The organism is Phycicoccus sp. DTK01 (assembly GCF_017312765.1).
GTDB classification, from domain to species: Bacteria; Actinomycetota; Actinomycetes; order Actinomycetales; family Dermatophilaceae; genus Phycicoccus; species Phycicoccus jejuensis.
Map to the genome: position 1 here is coordinate 43,397 of NZ_BOPU01000006.1, position 15,246 is coordinate 58,642.

The 15,246-nt window shown below is 74.3% G+C and carries 18 protein-coding genes; 9 read left to right on the top strand and 9 right to left on the bottom strand.

Going from position 1 to position 15,246, the window contains the following annotated elements:
• Window positions 1-10: 10 nt before the first annotated feature.
• The 4 genes from J3473_RS13650 to J3473_RS13665 form a co-directional block, all read right to left on the bottom strand.
• A complete protein-coding gene (locus tag J3473_RS13650; RefSeq protein ID WP_207024258.1) occupies window positions 11-673 on the bottom strand; it encodes an HAD family hydrolase in 663 nt (220 codons plus the stop codon).
• 159 nt (window positions 674-832) lie between these two features.
• Window positions 833-1,255 (bottom strand): arsenate reductase ArsC, encoded by a 423-nt coding sequence (locus tag J3473_RS13655; protein ID WP_207024260.1) that lies wholly within the window; start codon window positions 1,253-1,255, stop codon window positions 833-835.
• A complete protein-coding gene (gene arsB / locus J3473_RS13660; protein WP_207024262.1) occupies window positions 1,248-2,321 on the bottom strand; it encodes an ACR3 family arsenite efflux transporter in 1,074 nt (357 codons plus the stop codon). Before arsB ends, J3473_RS13655 begins: the two co-directional genes overlap by 8 nt.
• Window positions 2,318-2,794: an ArsI/CadI family heavy metal resistance metalloenzyme gene (locus tag J3473_RS13665; RefSeq protein WP_207024264.1), complete on the bottom strand. Its 477-nt coding sequence runs from the start codon at window positions 2,792-2,794 to the stop codon at window positions 2,318-2,320. Before J3473_RS13665 ends, arsB begins: the two co-directional genes overlap by 4 nt.
• Before the next feature lie 178 nt (window positions 2,795-2,972).
• Between J3473_RS13665 and J3473_RS13670 the strand changes: the two genes are divergently transcribed.
• From J3473_RS13670 to J3473_RS13690, 5 genes are all read left to right on the top strand, one after another.
• Entirely contained in the window at window positions 2,973-3,248 is a 276-nt protein-coding gene (locus J3473_RS13670) for a metalloregulator ArsR/SmtB family transcription factor (RefSeq protein WP_030528614.1), read from the top strand.
• Window positions 3,249-3,307: 59 nt separating this feature from the next.
• The gene (locus J3473_RS13675) at window positions 3,308-4,012 is read left to right on the top strand and encodes a uracil-DNA glycosylase (protein WP_207024266.1); all 705 of its coding nucleotides are present in this window, start codon (window positions 3,308-3,310) and stop codon (window positions 4,010-4,012) included.
• On the top strand, window positions 4,009-4,854 hold the full coding sequence (locus J3473_RS13680; RefSeq protein ID WP_256437948.1) for an SGNH/GDSL hydrolase family protein: 846 nt from the start codon (window positions 4,009-4,011) through the stop codon (window positions 4,852-4,854). The genes J3473_RS13675 and J3473_RS13680 overlap by 4 nt, the downstream gene beginning before the upstream one ends.
• A gap of 64 nt (window positions 4,855-4,918) precedes the next feature.
• Window positions 4,919-6,073 (top strand): acyl-CoA dehydrogenase family protein, encoded by a 1,155-nt coding sequence (locus J3473_RS13685; RefSeq protein ID WP_207024268.1) that lies wholly within the window; start codon window positions 4,919-4,921, stop codon window positions 6,071-6,073.
• Window positions 6,074-6,136: 63 nt separating this feature from the next.
• Window positions 6,137-6,658, top strand: coding sequence for a hypothetical protein (locus J3473_RS13690; RefSeq protein ID WP_207024270.1), 522 nt, complete (start codon window positions 6,137-6,139; stop codon window positions 6,656-6,658).
• A gap of 155 nt (window positions 6,659-6,813) precedes the next feature.
• Here J3473_RS13690 and J3473_RS13695 read toward each other — a convergent pair whose 3' ends face one another.
• A complete protein-coding gene (locus J3473_RS13695) occupies window positions 6,814-8,160 on the bottom strand; it encodes a nitrate/nitrite transporter (protein WP_207024272.1) in 1,347 nt (448 codons plus the stop codon).
• 176 nt (window positions 8,161-8,336) lie between these two features.
• Window positions 8,337-8,777 carry a MarR family winged helix-turn-helix transcriptional regulator gene (locus J3473_RS13700; RefSeq protein ID WP_207024273.1) on the bottom strand — a complete coding sequence of 147 codons (441 nt, stop codon included), beginning with the start codon at window positions 8,775-8,777 and terminating at the stop codon, window positions 8,337-8,339.
• A 63-nt stretch (window positions 8,778-8,840) separates the two neighbouring features.
• Between J3473_RS13700 and J3473_RS13705 the strand changes: the two genes are divergently transcribed.
• Complete coding sequence (locus J3473_RS13705) at window positions 8,841-9,209, top strand: VOC family protein (protein ID WP_030528607.1); 369 nt, start codon at window positions 8,841-8,843, stop codon at window positions 9,207-9,209.
• A 99-nt stretch (window positions 9,210-9,308) separates the two neighbouring features.
• Here J3473_RS13705 and J3473_RS13710 read toward each other — a convergent pair whose 3' ends face one another.
• Window positions 9,309-10,112 (bottom strand): SDR family NAD(P)-dependent oxidoreductase, encoded by an 804-nt coding sequence (locus J3473_RS13710; RefSeq protein ID WP_242525869.1) that lies wholly within the window; start codon window positions 10,110-10,112, stop codon window positions 9,309-9,311.
• Window positions 10,113-10,114: 2 nt separating this feature from the next.
• The gene (gabT, locus tag J3473_RS13715) at window positions 10,115-11,449 is read right to left on the bottom strand and encodes a 4-aminobutyrate--2-oxoglutarate transaminase (RefSeq protein WP_207024276.1); all 1,335 of its coding nucleotides are present in this window, start codon (window positions 11,447-11,449) and stop codon (window positions 10,115-10,117) included.
• A 145-nt stretch (window positions 11,450-11,594) separates the two neighbouring features.
• Between gabT and J3473_RS13720 the strand changes: the two genes are divergently transcribed.
• Both J3473_RS13720 and J3473_RS13725 read left to right on the top strand, forming a co-directional pair.
• Complete coding sequence (locus J3473_RS13720; RefSeq protein ID WP_207024278.1) at window positions 11,595-11,867, top strand: Rho termination factor N-terminal domain-containing protein; 273 nt, start codon at window positions 11,595-11,597, stop codon at window positions 11,865-11,867.
• Window positions 11,868-12,086: 219 nt separating this feature from the next.
• Complete coding sequence (locus tag J3473_RS13725) at window positions 12,087-12,776, top strand: response regulator transcription factor (RefSeq protein ID WP_030528603.1); 690 nt, start codon at window positions 12,087-12,089, stop codon at window positions 12,774-12,776.
• Here J3473_RS13725 and J3473_RS13730 read toward each other — a convergent pair.
• Window positions 12,745-14,124, bottom strand: a complete 1,380-nt coding sequence (locus tag J3473_RS13730; protein ID WP_207024280.1) for a cell wall metabolism sensor histidine kinase WalK — start codon at window positions 14,122-14,124, stop codon at window positions 12,745-12,747. The two genes, J3473_RS13725 and J3473_RS13730, sit on opposite strands and share 32 nt — an antisense overlap.
• Window positions 14,125-14,223: 99 nt before the next feature.
• On the opposite strand from J3473_RS13730, the gene J3473_RS13735 reads away from it, so the two are divergent.
• On the top strand, window positions 14,224-15,210 hold the full coding sequence (locus J3473_RS13735) for an aldose epimerase family protein (protein WP_207024282.1): 987 nt from the start codon (window positions 14,224-14,226) through the stop codon (window positions 15,208-15,210).
• Window positions 15,211-15,246 lie beyond the last annotated feature (36 nt).

The following is a 15,246-nucleotide window of genomic DNA, read 5'->3' on the forward strand; positions in this document are numbered from 1 at the left end:
GGGCGGGAGTCTAGGAGGCCGCGCGGCCGAGCAGGAGCGCCTGCAGGTCGGCGACCTCGTCGACGAGCGCCGTCGGGCCCTGGGCCGCGAGCGCCGCACGGTCGCCGGCGCCCCACGTGACGGCGACGGCGTCCATCCCGGCGGCCTGCGCGGCCTGCACGTCGACCGTCGCGTCGCCGACGTAGACGCAGCGGGCCGGGTCGACGCCGAGCACGGTCGCGCCGCGCAGCAGGGGGTCCGGGGCGGGCTTGTGCCGGTCGGTGTCCTCGAGGCCGGCGACGACCTCGACGAGGTGGTCGATGCCGACGCCCTCGAGCGCGAGCCGGGCGGTCTCCTGGCGCTTCGAGGTGACGACGGCGGTCGTCACGCCGGCCGCGTGCAGGGCCTCGAGCAGCTCGGGGACGCCCTCGTAGCGGCGGATGAGCCGGCCGGTGTTCGCGAGGTTCCACTCGCGGTAAGTCGCGTCGAGCGCGTGGCCGTGCTCGGGGCTCTCCTCGAGCAGCGCCTCGAGCAGCGGCCGGCCGATCCACGCGCGCGCCCGCGTCTCCTCGACCTCCTCGCCGAGCACCGCCCGGAAGGCGTGCTGGTAGGAGGCGACGATGAGCGGGATCGTGTCGGCGAGGGTGCCGTCGAGGTCGAAGAGGACGGTCGGCCAGGGCGGGGTCGCGGTCACCGGTCCAGTCTGACGGGGCGGCGTCGCGGGCCGGACGGCGGTCCACCCCCGGCCGCCACCCCCGTCGAGACCCACCCTCTCGCAGCCCCTTCCCGACTTCTTGCGAGTTGCGCCGCTCGACGCGCCGTTCCGGGGCGTGTCGAGCGGCGGAACTCGCAGTCAGTGGGGCGGATCGGCGGCCGGGACGCCGAGCTCGTCGAGGAGCGCGAGCACCCGCGTCCGGATCTCGTCGCGCACGCCTCGCACCATCCCGATGCCCTGGCCGGCCGGGTCGTCGAGCACCCAGTCCTCGTAGCGGGTGCCCGGGAAGAACGGGCAGGTGTCGCCGCAGCCCATCGTCACGACGACGTCGGACGCCTGCACCGCCTCCGGGGTCAGGATCTTCGGGCGCTCGGCGGCGATGTCGATGCCGACCTCGCGCATCGCCTCGACGGCGACCGGGTTGACGGCGTCGCCGGGAGCGCTGCCGGCCGAGCGGACCTCGACGGCCCCGCCCGAGAGGTGGTGCAGCCAGGCGGCGGCCATCTGGGAGCGGCCGGCGTTGTGGACGCAGACGAACAGGACGGACGGGCGGTCAGCCACGGGAGAACCCCTTCCGGAGGGCGAGCGAGACGTAGACGAGCCCGACGAGCACGGGCACCTCGATGAGGGGGCCGACGACGCCCGCGAGCGCCTGCCCGGAGGTCGCGCCGAAGGTCGCGATGGCGACGGCGATGGCGAGCTCGAAGTTGTTGCCGGCCGCGGTGAACGCGAGGGTCGTCGTCCGCGCGTAGCCGAGGCCGAGGCAACGGCCGAGCACGAACCCGCCGCCCCACATGAGGACGAAGTAGGCGAGGAGGGGCAGCGCGATGCGGACGACGTCGAGCGGCCGGCTCGTGACCTGCTCACCCTGCAGCGCGAACAGCACGACGATCGTGAAGAGCAGTCCGTACAGCGCCCACGGGCCGATGCGCGGCAGGAACGAGCGCTCGTACGCGTCTCTCCCCCAGCGATGCTCGCCGAGCCGGCGGGAGAGGTAACCGAGCACGAGCGGGATGCCGAGGAAGACCAGCACCGACCGGGCGATGTCCCAGGCCGACACGTCGAGGGCGGTCTGCTGCAGGCCGAGCCACCCCGGCAGCACCGACAGGTAGAACCAGCCGAGGCCGGCGAACGCGACCACCTGGAAGACCGAGTTGAGCGCGACGAGCACGGCCGCGGCCTCCCGGTCGCCGCAGGCGAGGTCGTTCCAGATGACGACCATCGCGATGCAGCGCGCGAGCCCGACGACGATGAGCCCGGTGCGGTACTCGGGCAGGTCGGGCAGCAGCAGCCACGCGAGCGTGAACATCAGCGCCGGGCCGAGCACCCAGTTGAGGACGAGGCTCGCGACGAGCATCCGCCGGTCGCCGGTCACGGTGTCGAGCCGGTCGTAGCGGACCTTGGCCAGCACCGGGTACATCATGACGAGCAGGCCGAGGGCGATCGGCAGCGAGACGCCGTCGACCTCGACCGCCGAGAGGCCCTCGCCGAGGCCGGGGACGAGGCGCCCGAGCAGGAGGCCGGCGACCATCGCGAGGCCGATCCACACGGGGAGCAGCCGGTCGAGGGTCGACAGCCGGGCGGCGCCCGCGGGGGCGGGCGCCGGGGCGTCGGTGGGGACCGTCACGGGCAGCAGGTCCCCTCGGCGCCGAGCACCTCGAGGCTGGCCGTCGCGGGCCGGCCGTCGACCGGGTTCTCGTCCTTGACGGTGTAGACCTCCCACGGGGCGCCGGCCGGGTCGTGGACCCACACCTTGTCCTGGAGGGCGTAGCAGCACGTCGTGTCGTCCTCGTCGAAGGCCGCGAGCCCCGCGGCCGAGAACCGCTCGCGCGCCGCGGCGACCTCGTCGGTCGAGCCGACCTCGACCCCGAGGTGGTTGAGCGCGCCGGCGGCGCCGGTGCCGCGCGTGGCCTCGCTCGTCTCGATGAGGACGAGCTTGAGCGGCGGCTGCTCGACGGCGAAGTTGGCGTACCCCGGGCGGCGCTTGTGCGGAGGCACCCCGAACATCGCCGAGTAGAACGCGACCGACGCCTCGAGGTCGCTGACGTTGAGGGCGAGCTGCACGCGGCCGGTGGGCGGCGTGGTGGGGCCGGCGGTCATGGGGGCACCTTCCGGGAGAGGTCTGGCATCGACGGACGTCGATGGGGACAGCGTGGACCACGGCATCGACGTGTGTCAATATGGAGGCCTGTCGATCCAGGAGGTCCCCGTGCCGGTCCGCGAGCTGCCCCTCACGAGCACCACCGGCGCCTGCTGCGGCATCGGCGTCGACGGCGGGATGTCCCGTGCGGACGCCGAGCGCAGCGCGAGCCTCCTCAAGGCCGTCGCCGACCCGGTGCGCCTGCGGCTGGTCAGTGCCATCCGGGCGACCGAGGCCGGCGAGGCGTGCGTCTGCGACCTCACCGACCTCGTGGGCCTCGCCCAGCCGACGGTGTCGCACCACCTCAAGGTGCTGACGGACGCCGGCCTGCTCGAGCGCGAGCGCCGCGGCTCGTGGGCCTGGTACCGCCTCGTGCCGGAGCGCCTCGCCGAGGTCCGCGGCATCCTCGCCTGACCGGACCCGTGCGGGTGCTCCCGGCGGGCCACCAACCGGCGCGTACTAGCGTGGGGCCGATGTCCTCCGCGCCCTCCCCGAGCCCCGCCCGGCCGCTGCACGAGCTGGTCCACCCCTCATGGGCACGGGCCCTGGCCCCGGTCGAGGACACCGTCGCCCGGCTCGGCGAGTTCCTCCGCGGCGAGGTCGCCGCCGGCCGCGGCTACCTGCCGGGCGGCCCCCACGTCCTGCGCGCCTTCCAGCAGCCGCTCGACGCCGTGCGCGTGCTCGTCGTCGGCCAGGACCCCTACCCGACGCCCGGGCACGCGATGGGCCTGTCGTTCTCCGTCGAGCCCGACGTGCGCCCGGTGCCGAAGAGCCTGGTCAACATCTACAAGGAGATGGAGACCGACCTCGGCCTGCCCCGACCGGAGACCGGCGACCTCACGCCGTGGGCCGACCAGGGCGTCCTCCTGCTCAACCGCGTGCTCACCGTGACCCCCGGCAAGCCGGCCAGCCACCGCGGCCGCGGCTGGGAGGAGGTGACCGGCCGGGCCATCGAGGCGCTGACCGAGCGCGGCGGACCCCTCGTCGCGATCCTCTGGGGCCGCGACGCCCGCTCGCTCGCGCCGCACCTGACCGGCGCGGGCATCCCCTGCCTGGAGTCCGCCCACCCGAGCCCGCTGTCGGCGCACGGCGGGTTCTTCGGCTCGCGCCCGTTCTCGCGCGCCAACGCCCTGCTCACCGAGGCCGGCGCCGCGCCGGTCGACTGGAGGCTCACGTGACCACCCACCCCGCCGAGCGCCGGGTCTGGACCCGCTACGTCGCCATCGGCGACTCCTTCACGGAAGGGATGTCCGACCCCGACCCCGACCGCCCGGACGCCTTCGTCGGCTGGGCCGACCGGCTCGCCCACGCCCTCGACGGCGTCGCCGAGGCCGAGCACCTGCCCTTCGGGTACGCCAACCTCGCGGTGCGCGGGCGCACGCTCTCGGACGTCGTCGGCCCGCAGCTCGACGCCGCCCTGCAGATGGCCCCCGACCTCGTCTCGATGGTCGGCGGGGGCAACGACCTGCTGCGCCCCAGCGTCGACCTCGACTCCCTCGCCTCCCGCCTCGAGGACGCGGTGGTGCGCCTGCGGGCCGCCGGCGCCGACGTCCTGCTCGCCACGCCCACCGACACCCGCGACGCCGGCCTCTTCCGCGCACTGCGCGGCCGGCACGCCGTCCACGCCGCGAACATCTTCACGATCGCGCAGGACCACGGCTGCCACGTCCTCAACCTCTGGGGGATGCGGGCGCTGCGCGACTGGCGGATGTGGTCCGAGGACCGCATCCACCTGACGACCGAGGGCCACCGCCGCGTCGCGCTCGCCGCCCTCACGGCGCTCGGCCACGAGACCGACACCGCCGACTGGACCACTCCCCTGCCGCCCGCCGACCGGACCTCGCGCTCCGACGAGCTGCGCCAGCACGCCGAGTGGGTCCGCACGCACGCCGCCCCGTGGGTCGAGCGCCGCGTGCGCGGCACGTCGTCCGGCGACGCCCGCACCGCCAAGCGCCCGGAGCTGGTGCGCTTCCGCGACCCGGACGAGGCCCCGACCCCGCACCGGCCGCCCGTCCTGTGACGGCGGGGCGGTCGGTCCGTCCCGGGTTTTGTTGGACGTCCAACCACCTCGTTACCCTCGGGGCATGGCTGCGACGAGGCTGATGCCGACCGAGGAGGGTCAGGACCTCATCGACCTGACCCGCGAGATCTGCGACAAGACCCTGCGACCGCAGGTCGACGAGGCCGAGCGCGCCGCCGCCACCGGCGAGCAGTTCCCGACCGAGGTCTTCCGCACGCTCGGCGAGGCGGGGCTGCTCTCGCTCCCCCACCCCGAGGAGCACGGCGGCTACGGGCAGCCCTACGAGGTCTACCTCCAGGTCGTCGAGGAGGTCGCGAGCGCGTGGATGAGCGTCGCCGTCGGCGTCTCGGTCCACTCGCTCACCGCCTACCCGGTCACCGCCTTCGGCACGGCGGAGCAGCAGGCCGCTCTTCTGCCGGGGATGCTCTCGGGCGCGCAGCTCGGCGCCTACTGCCTCTCCGAGCCGCTCGCCGGCTCCGACATCGCGTCGATGACGACCCGGGCCACGCGCGACGGCGACTCCTACGTGATCCGCGGCCGCAAGGCGTGGATCAGCCACGCCGGCCACGCCGACTACTACACGACCTTCGCCCGCACCTCCGACGACGGCGGCCGCGGCCTGTCGTGCTTCGTCGTCCCGGCCGACGCCGAGGGCCTGTCGTTCGGCACGCCGGAGAAGAAGATGGGCCTGCACTGCGACACCGTGCGCGAGGTGATGTTCGACGACGTCCGCGTCGCGGCCGACCGCCGCATCGGTGACGAGGGTCAGGGGATGGCCATCGCGCTGTCCGCCCTCGACGCAGGCCGGTTGGGCATCGCCGCGGCGAGCACCGGTCTCGCACAGGGCGCGCTGGACCTCGCGGCGTCGTACGCCAAGGAGCGCAAGCAGTTCGGACGCGCCATCGGCGAGTTCCAGGGCCTGTCGTTCCTCCTCGCCGACATGGAGGCCGCGGTGACGAGCGCCCGCGCGACCTACCTGCACGCGGCCCGCCTCAAGGACGCCGGGCGCGCCTTCAGCAAGGAGGCCGCGGTCGCCAAGCTCGTCGCCACCGACGCCGCGATGAAGGTGACCACCGACGCCGTCCAGGTCCTCGGCGGCGCCGGCTACACCCAGGACTTCCCGGCCGAGCGGTTCATGCGCGAGGCGAAGGTGACCCAGATCTTCGAGGGCACCAACCAGATCCAGCGGCTCGTCATCGGGCGGCACGTCCTGCGCTGAGTGGCGGAACCCGTCGGGCCCCCGGCGCGTCCCACCCCCGGACCTCCACCGGAAGGAACCCTCGTGCGCCTCCCCCTCGTCGTCACCGCGGCCCTGACCGCCACCCTGCTCGCCGCCTGCGGCAGCGCCACCGCCCCCGGAGGGGACACCACCCCCTCCGCGACGGGCACCAGCACCGGCGCCACCACCCCGCCCCCGGCGACCACGCCCTCCCCCGACCCGACGACGAGCCCCAGCGGCCCCGACCCGTCGAGCGGGCCGACCGTCCCGCCGCCCGCGGACGGTGAGGTCCCCGCCGGTCTCGCCGACCGTCCCGAGGTGAAGGCCGCCATGCAGGACGCCGCCGGCCGCGCGGGCATCGTCGCGGGTGACGTGCGGATCGGCGGGTACCTGCCGGTCACGTGGGCCGACGGCTCGCTCGGCTGCCCGCAGAAGGGCATGGCCTACACGCAGATGACGGTCGAGGGCGAGCTCCTGCTCCTGCGCGTCGACCAGCGCACGATGGAGTACCACGCCCGCCTGGGCGGCCCGTTCACCTACTGCGCCACCCCGAGCGGCAGCTACAGCCCCCGCACGGCGGGCTGACGCCGCCACCTCCCCCGGACGCGGGCGGACCGGGCCATCTCATACGTGGCCCGGTCCGTGGTCAACGTTAGGCAGGCGCCGGTGTCCGTGGCGGGTCCGACACGCGACGGGCGCGTGACCGTCGAACGAGCAGCGGGCGTCGGCCGCCGGCGGGCTCAGCCGTCGAGGTCGCGCGAGATGCCGGGCAGCAGGGTCTCGCCCTCGCGCAGCCGGTCGAGCGCGACGGGGTTGACCTCCTCGATGTGCCGCAGGCTGCGCCGCCGGTAGCGGACGAGCTGCACGGCGCCGAGGCCCCAGAAGAGGAACTGCACGGACATCGCGATGCGGAAGTCGTCGAGCGTGTAGTCCTCCGGGCCGCCCGGCGCGAGGTGGTCGAGGACGACGCCGATGAGCGCGATGGCCAGGAGCGACGCGGTGAACCCGCCGATGTTGACGACACCGGTCGCGCGGCCGAGCCGCGAGGACGGGTGGAAGGTCCGGGCGAGGTCGAAGCCCACCATCGAACCCGGGCCGCCGAAGGCGGTGACGACCGCGAGGACGTAGAGCAGCCACGTGGGCGCGGGCCCGGGCCAGAGCAGGACGACGGCCCACGCCGTGGCGATGACGCCGACGATGCCGAGCACGAGCTGCGAGCGGCGGTAGGGCATCCGGGCGGTGAAGGCGGCGACGACCGGCCCGGCGGCCATCGCGGTGACCGTCATCGCGACCAGCACGAGCGAGGCGGCCTGCTGGGTCATCCCCTCGGCGACGAGGAAGGGGAAGCCCCAGAGCATCGTGAAGACCGTCGCGCCGAACTGCGACGAGAAGTGCACCCAGAGGCCGAGGCGCGTCCCGGGGTTGCCCCAGACCTCGGCGAGGGTCTTCGCGAGGGCGCGGACCTTGATCTTCTCGACGGCCTCGCCGCGGTAGGGCGAGTCCTTGACGACGGCGAGGAGCCCGACGGACAGCACCAGGCCGACGCCGCCGGCGGTCGCGAACGACCTCGTCCACCCGAAGGTGGCCAGGGCTGCGGCCAGCGGCGTGGCGGCGGCCACGGCCCCGAGCTGGCCGATCATGCCGGTCAGCTGGGTGACGAACGGCGCCTGCTTGACCCGGAACCACACGGCGACGAGGCGCAGCAGGGACGTGAAGACCATCGCGTCGCCCGCGCCGAGCATGACGCGCGCGGCGACGCCGACCTCGAAGGTGCCGGCGACCGCGAACCACAGCTGGCCGCCGGACATGAGCAGCAGGCCGGTGAGCATGAGCTTCTTGGAGCCGAAGCGGTCCAAGAGCACGCCGACCGGGATCTGCATCGCCGCGTAGACCGCGAGCTGGACGACGGTGAACGTCGACAGCTGGGCGGCGGAGATGTGGAAGCGCTCGGCCGCGAGCAGGCCGGCGACGCCGAGCGAGGTGCGGTGGAAGACGGCGAGCACGTAGACCGACAGGCCGACGACCCAGATCGCCCACGCCCGCCGCTTGCCGATCGTGTGCACCTGGCGCAGGACGGGGCGGGTCACCCAGCGATTCTACGAGCGTCCGAGACCCCTCCCGACCGCTCTCCCGGCCCGCGGGAGAGCCCGCACGTGCGGGGTTGTCGCTGTCCGAACCCCCACCCGACCACGAAAAGCCCGCACGTGCGGGGTTGTCGCTGTCCGAACCCCCACCCGACCACGAAAAGCCCGCACGTGCGGGGTCAGCGCAGGGCGTCGGCCATCGAGCGCAGGAGGCGCAACGCCTCGGCCCTCTCGCTCTCGGAGAGTCCGCCGAGCATCGTCTGCTCCACCTCCCGGACGGCCGCGCTCGCCAGGGCGAGGCGCCGGCGCCCCAGCGGCGTGAGGGTCGCCGGCAGCGTCCTGCCGACCTCGGCCTCCTGCGGCCGCCTGACGTGCCCCAGCTCCTCGAGCGACTGCAGCAGGACGTGCATCGACTGCCGGGTGACGAACGTCCCGCGGGCGAGCTCGGAGCCGGACAGGCCCGGGCGCTGGGCGAGCAGCTCGAGCGTCGAGTAGTGGGTGACCGTCATCCCGAGCGGGCGCAGCGCGTGCTCCATCGCGGCGCGCAGGGCGCTCGAGGCCACCTTGAGCAGGTACCCGACCGAGGTGTCGAGGTCGACGCCGTCGCGCTCTGGACTCATGTCAGAAGTCTGACATACAGTGTCACGTGTCAGAAAACTGACACTCAACCGCAGGAGGAACCCATGCCCGTGACCGGCCCCGACTTCGTCTCGCTCCAGGTCCGCGACCTCGACGCCTCGCAGGCGTTCTACGAGACCTACCTCGGCCTCGTCCGCTCCCCCGCCGGTCCGCCGCACGCGGTCGTCTTCGAGACCCGGCCGATCGCCTTCGCGCTGCGCGACGTCGTGCCGGGCACCGACCTCGGGGCAGGCCAGCGCCCGGGCGTGGGCACCGCGGTGTGGCTGCACGCCACCGACGTCCAGGACATCCACGACGCGCTCGTCGCCGACGGTCACCCCGTCGTGGCCGCGCCCGTCGACGGGCCGTTCGGGCGCACCTTCACCTTCGCCGACCCGGACGGCTACCACGTGACGCTCCACGACCGCGCCTGACGACCGTCACCCACCGACGCCGCCGGGGGTGTTGCCGGATGCGCCGGCAGCTGCGTGCGCATCCGGCAGGAACCGCGGCGGCGCCCGGCACCACGTCGCTCAGCGGGGCAGGCGCTCCTCCGCCACCCCGTTGCCACCGTCGACGACGAGCAGCTGGCCGGTGACGTAGGCGGCACCCGGGCTCGCGAGGAAGGCGACCGCCGCCGCGACCTCCTGCGCCGTCCCCGAGCGACCCGAAGGCACGAGATGGCCCTCGCGCTCCTCCGACGGGGTCTGCGACCCCGTGGCGATCCACCCCGGCGCGACCGCGTTGGCCGTCACGCCGTGCACCGCCTCGTCGACGGCCACGGCCCGCGCCAGGCCGACCACCCCGGCCTTGGCCGCGGCGTAGGCGACGTCCGAGCGCAGCGCCATGACCGGCCCGGCGGTCGACGACACCATGACGACGCGCCCCGACCCGCTGCGGCGCAGGTGGGGCAGGGCGGCCCGCGTCACGAGGTACGCGGTGTCGAGGTTGCGCGCGATCGAGGCCGACCACCGGTCGGGCGGCGTCCCCTCGAGGTCGCCGCCGAGGTAGTCGCCGCCGGACGCGACCGAGACCATCCCCGCGTTGTTGACGAGCACGTCGAGCCCGCCAGCGAGCTCCAGCGCGGCCGCGACGGCTGTCGAGGCCCCGTCCGGCGTCGTGAGGTCGGCCACGACCCCGGCCGCGTCGTGGCCCTCGGCCCGCAGCTCGGCGGCCCGCTCGTGCGCGCGGTCGGTGGTGGCGCCGACGACGACCCGGGCGCCGCACTCGGCCAGCAGGCGCGCGCAGGCCATCCCGATGCCGGTCGGTGAGCCGGCACCGGTGACGAGCGCCGTGCGCCCGGAGAGGTCGAACGCGGCGGGCAGGGAGGTGGCCACGCTCAGGCCAGCGCCGCGCCCATCGACTCCTCGAGGACGTCCATCGCCTCGTGGAGCAGGTCGTCGCCGATCGAGAGCGGCGGCAGGAAGCGGAACACGTTGCCGTAGGTGCCGCAGGTCAGCGTGACGACGCCGCGCTCGTGGCAGCCCTTGTTGACGGCGGCGGCGAGGGCGGCCGCGGGCTCCTTCGTCGCGGGGTCGGTGACGAGCTCCATCGCCATCATCGCGCCACGGCCACGGACGTCGCCGATCTCGGGGTGCTTCTCGGCGAGCGAGCCGAGCCGGTCGCCGAGGATCTTGCCGATGCTGCGCGCCCGGCCGGCGAGGTCGTCGACCTCCATCGACTCGATGCTCGCGAGCGCCGCCGCGCAGGCGACCGGGTTGCCCCCGTAGGTGCCGCCGAGGCCGCCGCCGTGGACGGCGTCCATGAGGTCGGCGCGGCCGGTGACCGCCGCGAGCGGCATGCCGCCGGCGATCCCCTTCGCGGTCGTGATGAGGTCAGGGACGACACCCTCGTGGTCGCTGGCGAACCAGTCGCCGGTGCGGCAGAACCCGGACTGCACCTCGTCGGCGACGAAGACGATGCCGTGCTCGCGGCAGTACTCGGCCAGGCCGGGCAGGAAGCCCTCCGGCGGCACGATGAAGCCGCCCTCGCCCTGGATCGGCTCGATGACGACGGCGGCGGTGTTCTCCTCGCCGACCTGCGCGTGGATCATGTCGGTCACCGTGCGCAGCGCCTCCTCGGCGCAGCGCTCCGGGCCGCCGGCCCAGCGGTACGGGTAGGCCATCGGCACGCGGTAGACCTCGGGTGCGAACGGGCCGAAGCGGTGCTTGTAGGGCATGTTCTTCGCGGTCATGCCCATCGTCAGGTTGGTGCGACCGTGGTAGCCGTGCTCGAACACGACGACCGCCTGCCGGCCGGTGGCGTGCCGGGCGATCTTCACGGCGTTCTCGACGGCCTCGGCGCCGGAGTTGAACAGGGCCGAGCGCTTCTCGTGGTCGCCGGGGGTCAGCGCGTTGAGCTTCTCGCAGACCTCGAGGTAAGGCTGGTACGGCGTCACCATGAAGCAGGTGTGCGTGAACCGGGCGATCTGCTCGGTCACGGCGTCGACGACCCGCTGGTTGCCGTTGCCGACGGTCGTCACCGCGATGCCGGAGCCGAGGTCGATGAGCTGGTTGCCGTCGACGTCGCGGATGATGCCGCCCGCGCCGTCCGTCACGTAGACCGGCAGGCCGGTGCCGACGCCGGAGGCGACCGCGGCCGTCTTGCGCGCCTGGAGCTCCTGGGAGCGCGGGCCGGGGATGGCGGTCGCGAGGATCCGCTGCTGCTCGATCATGGCGGCATCCTAACCGCGCGAAATCGCTGCCGAAACCCGCGGAATCCGTCGTCCCACGGGGCGTGCGAGGGTCGGTTCCGCGCCGGGAGCGTGACCGGGGCCGGGAGGGGGTAGGAACGACGGACCAGCGACGAAGGAGGCGGCCGTGCCCGCACGCAAGGATCCCGGACCCTCGGTCAAGGACCCCGAGCTCTACGAGAAGCTGCGGGACGAGGGCAACAGCAAGGAGAAGTCGGCGCGCATCGCCAACGCCGCCGCCAACACCTCGCGCTCCGCCGTGGGCCACAAGGGGGGCTCGTCCCCGGCCTACGAGGAGTGGACGAAGAAGGAGCTCCAGGAGCGCGCCCGGGAGCTCGAGGTCGAGGGCCGCTCGTCGATGACCAAGGACGAGCTGATCGAGGCGCTGCGCGACCACTGAGCGCCGGCCCGGCGCTCCACGCCCGACGAATAAGATTCCCCCACAACGGAAGACGCCCGGGAGCTGCGTGCAGGGGGTTCGCAGCTCCCGGACGCCGGTCCGAGGTCCGGAGCGCCTCTCGGCCGACCGGACCCGAGTACTGTACCTGACGTCCGGAGCGTCCGACGACGCGCGGGGGGTAGGGTCCCGCAGCACGACGACCGCACGGAGGGAGACGCGATGAGGCTGCTCCTCGTCGAGGACGAGAAACCCCTGGCCGCGGCGCTGGGCGACGCCCTGCGCGAGGCCGGCTGGGTCGTCGACCATGCCGAGGACGGCATGGAGGGGCTGCGGCTCGGCCTCTCCAGCCAGTACGACGCCCTCGTCCTCGACATCATGCTGCCGGGGATGAACGGGTACGACGTCCTCAAGCACCTGCGCCACCAGAAGGTGTGGACGCCCGTGCTCATGCTCACCGCCAAGGACGGCGAGTTCGACCAGACCGACGCCTTCGAGCTCGGCGCCGACGACTACGTCACCAAGCCCTTCAGCACCCCCGTCCTCCTCGCCCGGCTCCAGGCCCTGGCCCGGCGCGGCGCCCCCGAGCGGCCGGTCGCCCTCCAGGCGGGTCCGCTCAGCCTCGACCCCACGACCCGGCGGGTGACCCGCGAGGGGCAGGAGATCCAGCTGACCGCCCGCGAGTACGCGCTCCTGCACCACCTGATGCGCAAGGTCGGGCTCGTCCAGAGCAAGGCCGAGATCCTCGAGAACGTCTGGGACTCCGACTACCCGGGCGCCGACAACGTCGTCGAGGTCTACATCGGGTACCTGCGCCGGAAGATCGACGCGCCCTTCGACACGAAGGTCATCGAGACCGTGCGCGGCCTCGGCTACCGGCTCAACCCGACGGAGCCTGCACCGGGAGCCTGACCGCGAAGCGGCACCATCCCTCGGGGCTCTCGGTGGCCTCGACGGTGCCGTCGTGCGCCGCCACGACCTCGGCGACGATGGCCAGACCGAGGCCGGTGCCGCCCGTGCCGCGGGTGCGCGAGTCGTCGAGGCGCACGAAGCGGTTGAAGACGCGGTCGCGGTCGGCCGGCTCGATGGGCGGGCCGTCGTTGTCGACGGTGAGCACGGCGGCCTCCCCGTCGTGGCCGAGCCGGACGCGGACGACCTCGTTGCGGTGCCGCTCGGCGTTCTCGAGGAGGTTGCGCACGACCCGCCCGAGCCGCGCGGGGTCGCCCTCGAGGCGCACCGGCTCGACGGCGACCGAGACGGGCATCCCCCGCGCCCGCAGCGCCCCGGTCTCGGCGAGGACGACGTCGTCGAGGTCGATCTCGGCGCGGTGCAGGACCATCGCGTGCTCGTCGGCGGAGGCGAGGGTCAGCAGGTCCTCGACGAGGACGGCCAGGCGGTCGACCTCGGCGGACGCGCGGGCCGCGGTCGCCTGCCGGTCGGTGCTCGGCCGCTCCTCGGCGAGCCGGTCGAGGAGCACCCGGATCGTCGCGAGCGGGCTGCGCAGCTCGTGGCCGGCGTCGGCGACGAACGCCCGGCGCGAGGCGTCGGCGGTGTGCATCCGCTCGAGGAGGTGGTTCATCGTCTCGGCGAGGCGGGCGAGCTCGTCGCGCCCGGCGGGCACCTCGAGGGCCGGGCCGGGGGCCGGTGGCGCACCCGAGGCGGCGACGGCCTCGACCTGGTCGCGCATCCGCTCGACGGGGCGCAGGGCCTGGCCGACCGCGAAGGTCGTCACGGCGCCGAGGAGGGCGATGAGCCCGACGGCGCCGATGAACGCGAACTCGGTCGACTGCCCGAGCGCGGTCGTCTCGACACGGGTCGGCACCCCGACGAGCAGCGTGTAGTGCTCGTTCTCGGGCGAGGCGGCGTCGGCGGTGGCCACGACCCACGCGCCCTCGGGCAGCCCGGTGACGTCGCTGACCTTCTCGACGCGCACGGAGTCGCCCTCGGGCTCGACCCGGAGCAGCGGCGTCGTGGGGGCGCCGCCCGTCGCGGCGACGACCTCACGGGTGCGCGGGTCGACGACCTGGACGACGCGGTTGCCGTCGAGGACGGCGTGCGTGCCGATGAGGTCGCTCACGCCGTGCACCGCGAGGTCGGCGCGCAGCTCGACCACCTCGGCGCGCGCGACGTCCCGGGCGGAGGCCTCGAGCACCTGCCCGAGCGAGAGGTAGACGATGCCGGCGAGCGCGGCGCTGATGAGCAGGACGACCGGCATCGTCAGGGCGAGGATGCGGCTCCTCAGGCCGAGCCGGACGCGCATGCGGCGAGTCTAGGCGGGCGCGCCGACGCCCCGCCCGGCCGGAGCGGCGGCCGGACCCACCCGCCTCTCAGGAAGCGCCGCACCGGGCAGGATGGCGCCGTGAGCGCTCCCTCCCGCACCCTCGTCCTGCGCAGCGACCGGCTGGCCCTCGAGGTCGTCACCGCCGGGGCCGCCGCGCGCCGGCTGGTCCTCGACGACGGCGGCCCGGTCGACCTCGTCCTCGGCCACCACGACCCCGGCACGTACGTCGCGGACGGCGGCTACCTCGGCGCGACCGTCGGTCGCTTCACGAACCGGCTCGGCGGCGGCTGCGTCGTCGTCGACGGCACCGAGCACCGCGTCCCGCCGAACGACGGCGCCAACGCGCTGCACGGCGGGCCCGAGGGCTGGGACCGGCGCACCTGGGAGGTCCTCGAGGAGACGCCGGACCGGGTCGTGCTCGGGCTGGTCAGCCCGGACGGCGACCAGGGGCTGCCCGGCGAGGTGACCGCGCGGGTGACGTACGAGGTCACCGATGACGAGGTGCGGCTGCACCACCACGCGACGACGACGGCCGCCACCTACCTGGGGATGACCAACCACGCCTACTTCGCGCTGGACGACGCCCCGGACGTCCTCGACCACGGGCTCGAGGTCGACGCGTCGTCCTTCACCCCGGTCGGCCCGGACCTGCTGCCGACCGGCGAGGTGCTGCCGGTCGACGGCACGCCGTTCGACCTGCGGCAGGCGCGACGCATCGGTGACGTCCTGGCCCTCGACGACGAGCAGCTCGTGCGCGGCGGCGGCCTCGACCACAACCTCGTCGTCGACGGGGCCGGGATGCGGCGGGCCGCCCGGCTCGTCGGGGCGAGCGGCCGGTGGGTCGAGGTGCACACCGACCGCCCGGCGGTGCAGGTCTACACCGGGGCGCACTTCGACGGGTCGCTGACCGGCCTCGACGGCCGTCCGCTGCGCCGGTCCGCCGGTGTGGCGCTCGAGACGCAGGGCTTCCCGGACGCGCCGCACCATCCGGCTTTCCCCGACGCGACCCTGCGCCCCGGCGAGGTGTTCGAGGCCCGCACCACCTGGCGCGTCGGCCGCTCCTGACGAGGCGACCAGCGCCCCCGTCGGGGTCGAGTGCGG

What these genes read in the sequence shown, in the direction of transcription:
- J3473_RS13675 (WP_207024266.1), top strand. Translation starts at nt 3,308, where the DNA reads ATGTCCTCCGCGCCCTCCCCGAGCCCCGCCCGGCCGCTGCACGAGCTG.
- J3473_RS13685 (WP_207024268.1), top strand. Translation starts at nt 4,919, where the DNA reads ATGGCTGCGACGAGGCTGATGCCGACCGAGGAGGGTCAGGACCTCATC.
- gabT (WP_207024276.1), bottom strand. Translation starts at nt 11,449, where the DNA reads ATGATCGAGCAGCAGCGGATCCTCGCGACCGCCATCCCCGGCCCGCGC.
- J3473_RS13730 (WP_207024280.1), bottom strand. Translation starts at nt 14,124, where the DNA reads ATGCGCGTCCGGCTCGGCCTGAGGAGCCGCATCCTCGCCCTGACGATG.
- J3473_RS13700 (WP_207024273.1), bottom strand. Translation starts at nt 8,777, where the DNA reads ATGAGTCCAGAGCGCGACGGCGTCGACCTCGACACCTCGGTCGGGTAC.
- J3473_RS13665 (WP_207024264.1), bottom strand. Translation starts at nt 2,794, where the DNA reads ATGACCGCCGGCCCCACCACGCCGCCCACCGGCCGCGTGCAGCTCGCC.
- J3473_RS13705 (WP_030528607.1), top strand. Translation starts at nt 8,841, where the DNA reads ATGCCCGTGACCGGCCCCGACTTCGTCTCGCTCCAGGTCCGCGACCTC.
- J3473_RS13670 (WP_030528614.1), top strand. Translation starts at nt 2,973, where the DNA reads ATGTCCCGTGCGGACGCCGAGCGCAGCGCGAGCCTCCTCAAGGCCGTC.
- J3473_RS13725 (WP_030528603.1), top strand. Translation starts at nt 12,087, where the DNA reads ATGAGGCTGCTCCTCGTCGAGGACGAGAAACCCCTGGCCGCGGCGCTG.